Source organism: Exiguobacterium sp. s91 (assembly GCF_018618915.1).
GTDB classification, from domain to species: Bacteria; Bacillota; Bacilli; order Exiguobacteriales; family Exiguobacteriaceae; genus Exiguobacterium_A; species Exiguobacterium_A abrahamii.
In genome coordinates, this window is sequence record NZ_JACSMZ010000008.1 from 1 (window position 1) to 7713 (window position 7713).

Sequence of the window (7713 nt, forward strand, 5' to 3'; positions counted from 1 at the left end):
CGAAAGTAGTTGGGGGCTTCCCCCTGTGAGGATAGGACGTTGCCAGGCACTTGACCGATCTGCAGATTGCAGGTCGGTCTTTTTGTGTTATGTGAAACTTCAGACTGTTCTGATTATTGGTCGAGTCATTGACATGACACCCTCTGCTTGTTACCATAACATCAATATTCTTTTATAAAAGAGAAAGCGAGTGGATAACATGTGGGAGAACAAATTTGCTAAAGAGGGTTTGACGTTTGATGACGTCTTACTCGTACCCCGTCGTTCGAGTGTCTTGCCGCGCGACGTTGATTTATCTGTCACGCTATGTGAAGGGATCACACTTAATATTCCGTTGATCAGTGCTGGGATGGATACCGTCACAGAAGCACCGATGGCAATCGCAATGGCACGTCAAGGTGGTCTTGGTGTCATTCATAAGAATATGTCAATGGAAGAACAAGCAGAACATGTCGATCGCGTCAAACGTTCTGAAAATGGTGTCATCACGAATCCGTTCTATTTGACGCCAGAGCGTCAAGTCTACGATGCCGAGTATTTGATGAGTAAGTACCGCATCTCTGGTGTTCCAATCGTTAATAACGAAACAGAGCGTAAATTAGTAGGGATTTTGACGAACCGTGATCTTCGTTTCGTCAAGGATTACTCGACTGTCATTGAAACGGTGATGACGACAGAAGAACTCGTGACAGCAAAAGTTGGTACGTCCCTTGCTGAAGCAGAACAGATTCTCCACAAACATCGCATCGAAAAGTTACCACTCGTTGATGAGAACGGTGTATTAAAAGGGTTAATCACGACAAAGGATATCGAAAAAGTCGAACAGTATCCACATGCTGCGAAAGATCAGTTCGGACGTTTACTCGTCGCAGCAGCTGTCGGTGTCACGAAAGACGCTTCGACGCGCGCGAAGTTCCTTGTCGATGCAGGTGTCGATGCACTCGTCGTCGATACGGCACACGGTCACTCAGAAGGTGTTCTTCTCAAAGTACGTGAACTTCGTGAAGAATATCCAAACTTACCAATTATTGCGGGTAACGTTGCGACTGCAGAAGCAACACGCGATTTGATTGAAGCGGGTGCATCTGTCATCAAAGTTGGTATCGGACCTGGTTCGATCTGTACGACACGTGTTGTCGCAGGCGTCGGTGTACCACAAATCACAGCCGTCTTCGATTGTGCGACAGAAGCACGGAAACATGGTGTCTCAATCATCGCTGACGGTGGCATCAAGTATTCTGGAGATATCGTAAAAGCACTTGCTGCTGGCGGTCACGCTGTCATGCTCGGAAGCTTACTTGCAGGAGTAGAAGAGAGCCCAGGTGAGATGGAAATCTACCAAGGTCGTCAATTCAAGACATACCGTGGTATGGGTTCTGAAGCATCGATGAAACGCGGTAGCCAAGATCGTTACTTCCAAGAAGCAGACAAGAAGTTCGTTCCAGAAGGAATCGAAGGACGTGTCGCTTACCGTGGTAAACTAGGCGATTCGGTGTACCAACTCGTTGGTGGTATTCGTTCAGGTATGGGATACTGTGGTGCTGCAACGTTAGAAGAATTGCGTGAGGAGACACAGTTCATCCGTATGACGGGCGCTGGTTTGCAAGAGAGCCACCCGCACGATATTCAAATTACAAAAGAAGCATCGAACTATACACGTCAATAAACAAAAGCCTCGTCTTTCTCTAGTAGAAAGGCGAGGCTTTTTTCATGATGATTTATGCAAATCCCACGCGTCCATCAACAATCGTAATCCTTCTATCAACTCTTGCTCAGAGAGACTCGCAAATCCAAGGACGATTTGAGGCGTATCGGAAAGAAGCGGTAACTGGGCATATTGAGAAAGACCATATACTTGGATGCCTTGTTGTTGTGCCCGCTTTACGAGCTCCTGCTCCGTCATCCCGTTCGCTACGGAAACGACGACATGGAGCCCTGCACTTTCGCCGGTCAATCGTAAGGCGGGAATCCGGCGAAGTGATTGGATTAAGACGTCGAGCTTGCGACGATATACTTTACGCATCCGGTTGAGATGTCGTTCAAAGTCGCCCTCTTTCATGAAGCGCGTCAAGATCGTTTGATCGAAGCGCGAGACACTACAGGTATAGTGTGATAGTTCTGTTTGATACCGAGCGCGTAAGACTTCGGGTAAGACCATATAACCGATCCGTAGTGAAGGCATGAGTGATTTTGAGAAAGTACTCATGTAAATGACACGATTGCTGTCCATGTTGTGTAAAGACGGAATCGATTTACCGCTGTAGCGGAATTCGCTATCATAGTCGTCTTCGATGATAAAACGGGTCGGATCCATCGCCGCCCAGTTTAACAACTGATGTCTTCGGTTGACGGATAAGATACTACCGGAAGGAAATTGATGTGCCGGTGTGACATACATGACATCGACGTTTGATTCCTGTAATTGATCGATCCGTAATCCATTCGCATCAACACGAATCGGTTCAATCATGCGTTCATGATTTTCAAGTAAGAGGCGTGTCGTATGATAACCGGGATCCTCGATACCGTACGTGACGTCGCGTCCCAGTAAGAAGAGGACGAGCGGCAACAATTGCTCGACACCTGAACCGACGACGATTTGTTCAGGAGAACAGACGACACCACGAGAATGATAAAGATAGGTCGCAATCTCTTCGCGTAACGCTAGATCGCCTTGTGGATGACCGAGTGAGACAAGTGGGTGGTGATCGGTATCGATGATATCTTTGGCATACTTTCGCCAACGGGCGAACGGGAAAGAGATCCCTTCAATCTTACTTGGATGAAAATCATACGTGATGATCGGTTTTTCTTTAGTCACACGTGGTTCGATGACGGGTGAGGTTTTGACGTAAGCAAGTTCCTCATAGGCAAGAACGAAGTAACCTTTACGTGAGATGGATTCGACATATCCTTCTGCGACAAGTTGTTGGTAAGCAAGCTCAATCGTCGTTTGACTTAAGTTCAAAAATTGACCGAGTTTTCGTTTAGATGGTAATTTCGTGCCGTATGCTAAACGACCGGCAATGATTTCATTTCGGATCTGTTGATAAAGTTGTTCATAAAGTGGTTTTTCCTGATTGCGCGTGAGTTGAAATGATAGCATGTCCATCTCGTCTGACTCCTTCTTCGTAAACTGACCTGTTGAAATCATCATAAACTGATACTTTTAAAAGTGTCAATGTTCCGTATACTAAAGGAGTGAAAGTCAACCAAGGGGGAATGGATATGGAACGTCAACAAGGAACGGATCGTGTCAAACGTGGAATGGCTGAAATGCAAAAGGGTGGCGTCATCATGGATGTCGTCAATGCGGAACAAGCGAAGATTGCGGAAGCAGCAGGTGCTGTTGCAGTCATGGCACTTGAACGTGTTCCGTCTGATATTCGTCGTGACGGAGGCGTCGCACGAATGGCAGATCCGTTGATTACGGAAGAAGTACTCGGAGCGGTCTCAATTCCCGTCATGGCAAAATGCCGGATTGGTCATATCGTCGAAGCACGTGTTCTCGAATCGATGGGGGTCGATTTCATTGATGAGAGTGAGGTCCTGACTCCGGCAGATGAACAATATCATTTACTGAAGTCAGAGTTCACTGTGCCGTTCGTCTGTGGCGCACGTGATCTTGGGGAAGCCGCTCGTCGCATCGCAGAAGGAGCAGCGATGATTCGGACGAAAGGCGAGCCTGGGACTGGGAACGTCGTCGAAGCTGTTCGCCATATGCGACAAATTCAAGCACAATTGAATCAGATTTTACATGTCAGTCCAGATGAATTGATGACATTTGCGAAAGAATGGGGTGCTCCGTACGAAGTATTACGTGATATTCGGACACAGGAACGTCTACCGGTCGTCAACTTTGCAGCCGGTGGAGTCGCGACACCAGCTGATGCCGCACTCATGATGCACCTAGGGGCAGATGGTGTCTTCGTCGGATCGGGGATCTTTAAATCAGAACACCCAGAACGTGTCGCTCGAGCGATTGTCGAAGCCGTTACGTACAAAGATGATTTTGAACGGATCGCGTCTTTATCCAAAGGACTCGGAACAGCAATGAAAGGAATCGATGTCACATCGATGCCGTTTGAAGAACGGATGGCGACACGCGGATGGTAATTGGTATTCTTGATGTTCAAGGTGCGGTCCGTGAACATCGACAGCAACTTGAAGGTCTTGGTGTCGATGTCGTTCTCGTCAAACAAGTGAGCGATCTCGATGGACTCGATGGACTCGTCTTACCAGGAGGCGAATCGACCGCGATGCGTCGATTGATCGAACGCTATGAATTACTGGAACCGCTTCGGGAAAAAGCGACGACGTTACCGATGTTCGGAACATGTGCTGGAATGATTCTACTCGCAACCGCTGTCGAAGCAGGTCAGAGTCATCTCAACGCGATTTCGATGACGGTCCGTCGAAATGCCTTCGGTCGACAAATCGATTCATTTGAAGGATTGCTACCGGTTGAAGGAATTGAAGAGCCGATCGAAGCAGTGTTCATTCGAGCGCCATTGATTCTGTCTGTCGGGGAAGGAACACGAGTGATTGCGAAAGTCGAAGACCAGATCGTTGCCGTCGAGACATCATTACACCTCGCGTGTTCGTTTCACCCTGAATTGACAGAGGACGATCGCTTGCATCGCTATTTTTTACAAAAAATCAAACAGCGGCAGTCCGTCTGTTCATAAAGCGTGGAAGCATCTGACAGGTTCTACTGTCAGGTGCTTCTTTTGTGCTACACTATTCGTAAAACGAATGATTGAGTGAAGGAGAGACACGATGAAACGAATTTTACTACTCTGTTTAAGTGTGCTCCTAGTCGTAGGATTTCCTACAGCGGGACAAGCAGCACCTTCGATTCAAGCAGAGTCTTACATAATGGCCGATGCGGTCACAGGAAAAATCCTCCTTCAATCGGAAGCAGATGTTTCGTTGCCCCCTGCTTCGATGACGAAGCTGATGACGCTCTACCTCGTCAGACGACAAATCGAATTGAAAAAACTGACGTGGGATCAAAAAATCACGCCGAGTGCAAAAGTGTTAAAGCTTGCGAAGACGTCCGGAATCGCGCGTGTTCCAGTTAAAGCTAAAACATACACGGTTCGCGAGATGTATAATGCGGCGTTCATCAAATCGGCCAATGATGCAGCGGTCATGCTAGCCGAAACTGTCGCCGGTTCAGAAGCGGCGTTCGTTGAAAAGATGAATGAGACAGCAAAACAGTTCGGAATGAACGACACGGAGTATGCGAATGCCTCTGGTCTAGATGCTGTCGATGCGACCCTTCCAGGAACGAATTTGATGACAGCGACCGATATCGCCTTACTCGTCATTCGCTACATCAAGGATTACCCGGATGCACTGGATGTGACGAACAAAACACAGATGAAACTTGATGGAGAGGTATTAAATAACTCGAATAAGATGCTGACGAAGGAAAAATTCGCATATGCCGGCATGCGGGGGATGAAGACCGGAACGACTGATTTAGCCGGTTACTGCTTCGCTAGTGTGACGACGCGGGATAATATGACGCTTGTCACGGTCGTCATGCGAACGGATTCCGATCAAGCCCGTTTCAAGGAAACGAAAAAATTACTCGACTATGGTTTTGCGACGTTCGAGCCATTGACGTATTACGGAAAAGGCGAACGGATCAAAGACGTTCTTCCGATTAAAGGCGCAACTGTTCGAAAGCTAGACGTCGTCACGGACGGTTCGTTATACGTTACGGTCTTAAAACAAGCGAAGACGCGGGAACCACGGTTCGACTTCTCAAAAACAACGGCTCCTGTGACAAAACAAGAAGTCGTTGGGACGGTGCAGGTCGCGGACGATGGGATCTACCTACCAGGATTTGAGACACCCCGCGTGAATTTGTATAGCGCAACTGCTGTTCCACTTGCGAGTGTTCCGACACGCCTCGTTCGCGCTTGGACAGCGTGGTCGAAGCAAATTGAACAAGCGATTCAACAATCGACTCTTGTCAACTTCCAAGGCGATGGTGTAAAGTAAGACTAATCTCATAAAGATGCTATGAACGGACCAAGTAGATGTATCGATACTGTTAAGAGAGCTAGTGGGTGGTGTGAACTAGTCAGATCGATGGATTGAATCGAGCCGGATCGCACACCTTGCGAACAAGGTGCGGGTACGCCCGTTATCGCGTCTTAAGTTGGCTAGATGTGTCTAGCAATGAGGGTGGCAACGCGGATCCAGGTGATTCGTCCCTTTTCGGTAGGAATACCGGAAAGAGACGAGTCGCCTTTTTTTATGACATAAAGGAGGAATTACAGATGATTGATATTAAACGATTACGCCAAGATTTTGACGCCATTCAAGAAAAGTTAGCGCACCGAGGAGAGGACTTGACGGACATGAACCGTTTCCTCGCACTTGATGAGAAACGCCGAGAACTGATTGCGCGGACAGAAGTGTTGAAAGCAGAACGAAATGAAGCAACGAAAAAAATCGCTGAACTCAAGCGCAATAAGGAAAACGCGGACGAAGCGATCGCTGCGATGCGTAGTGTCGGAGATGAGATCAAGACGCTTGACGACGAGTTACGTGATGTCGAAGCGACATTGAACCAACTTCTCCTCGGTATTCCAAACATTCCACATGACAGCGTACCGGTCGGTTCTTCTGAAGACGATAACGTCGTCTTACGTGAAGTCGGTGACAAACCAGCGTTTGACTTCGAAGCGGTCCCACACTGGGATTTGATGGAGCAATTAAAAATCGTCGATGTCGAACGTGCCGGAAAAGTAACAGGTAGCCGTTTCGTCTTTTACCGCGGAGCGGGGGCACGTCTTGAGCGGGCATTGATCAACTTCATGATGGATCTTCACCAAGATCAGCATGGCTACACAGAAATCTTGCCACCACTCATGGTCAACCGTGACTCTATGACAGGAACAGGACAATTGCCGAAGTTCGAAGAGGATGCCTTTAAGATTGAAGAGACGAACTACTTCCTCGTACCGACAGCAGAAGTTCCGGTGACGAACATGCACCGTGAAGAAATCCTAACAGCAGATCAGTTACCGATCGGCTATGCGGCATACAGCCAATGTTTCCGTTCAGAAGCTGGTTCTGCCGGACGCGATACACGCGGTTTGATCCGTCAGCACCAATTCAATAAAGTTGAACTCGTTCGTTTCGTCAAACCAGAAGAATCTTACGAGCAGCTCGAATTGTTAACAGGACAAGCGGAAACAGTCTTGAAAAAGCTAAAACTTCCGTATCAAGTATTGAGCATGTGTACAGCTGATCTCGGATTCACGGCTGCGAAGAAATACGACATCGAAGTCTGGATGCCAAGCCAAGGCGTCTACCGTGAAATCTCTTCTTGTTCAAACTTTGAAGATTTCCAAGCACGCCGGGCGCAGATTCGTTTCCGCCGCGAAGCGAACGCAAAACCAGAATTCGTTCATACGTTAAACGGTTCTGCCCTTGCAGTCGGTCGGACGGTTGCTGCGATTTTAGAGAACTACCAGCAAGCGGATGGATCAGTTGTTATTCCAGAAGTGCTTCGTCCATACATGGGTGGTCTTGAAGTGATTCAAGCTTAAGTCAGAAGGGGGAGTAATCCCCCTTTCTGTATTTTAAAAAGTTTTTTTAGAAAAGGTCTTTACACGTTAAAAGGCAGATGCTATCATAATTAATGTCAGGAAAACAGACAGGTCATCATTGATTTTGTAAGAAGTACGG

Annotated in this window: 6 protein-coding genes and 1 other annotated feature; of the genes, 5 read left to right on the forward strand and 1 reads right to left on the reverse strand. The window is 47.6% G+C overall.

All coding sequences use genetic code 11. The features are described from left to right. Window positions 1–199 precede the first annotated feature (199 nt). Window positions 200–1666, forward strand: coding sequence for an IMP dehydrogenase (gene guaB / locus KNQ06_RS16725; RefSeq protein WP_029343029.1), 1467 nt, complete (start codon window positions 200–202; stop codon window positions 1664–1666). A gap of 42 nt (window positions 1667–1708) precedes the next feature. Here guaB and pdxR read toward each other — a convergent pair whose 3' ends face one another. Continuing rightward, entirely contained in the window at window positions 1709–3112 is a 1404-nt protein-coding gene (gene pdxR, locus KNQ06_RS16730) for a MocR-like pyridoxine biosynthesis transcription factor PdxR (protein WP_215148958.1), read from the reverse strand. A gap of 116 nt (window positions 3113–3228) precedes the next feature. Here pdxR and pdxS point away from each other — a divergent pair, with 116 nt between their 5' ends. The 4 genes from pdxS to serS all read left to right on the forward strand — a co-directional run bounded on the left by pdxS (window position 3229) and on the right by serS (window position 7574). Further along, entirely contained in the window at window positions 3229–4116 is an 888-nt protein-coding gene (gene pdxS, locus KNQ06_RS16735; protein WP_215148960.1) for a pyridoxal 5'-phosphate synthase lyase subunit PdxS, read from the forward strand. Further along, on the forward strand, window positions 4110–4688 hold the full coding sequence (gene pdxT, locus KNQ06_RS16740) for a pyridoxal 5'-phosphate synthase glutaminase subunit PdxT (RefSeq protein WP_215148962.1): 579 nt from the start codon (window positions 4110–4112) through the stop codon (window positions 4686–4688). The genes pdxS and pdxT overlap by 7 nt, the downstream gene beginning before the upstream one ends. 91 nt (window positions 4689–4779) lie before the next feature. Then, window positions 4780–6015: a D-alanyl-D-alanine carboxypeptidase family protein gene (locus tag KNQ06_RS16745; protein WP_215148964.1), complete on the forward strand. Its 1236-nt coding sequence runs from the start codon at window positions 4780–4782 to the stop codon at window positions 6013–6015. Window positions 6016–6027: 12 nt separating this feature from the next. After that, window positions 6028–6235 (forward strand) — a binding site (T-box leader). Window positions 6236–6296: 61 nt separating this feature from the next. Continuing rightward, a complete protein-coding gene (gene serS / locus KNQ06_RS16750) occupies window positions 6297–7574 on the forward strand; it encodes a serine--tRNA ligase (protein WP_050679050.1) in 1278 nt (425 codons plus the stop codon). The last annotated feature ends 139 nt before the right edge of the window (window positions 7575–7713 follow it).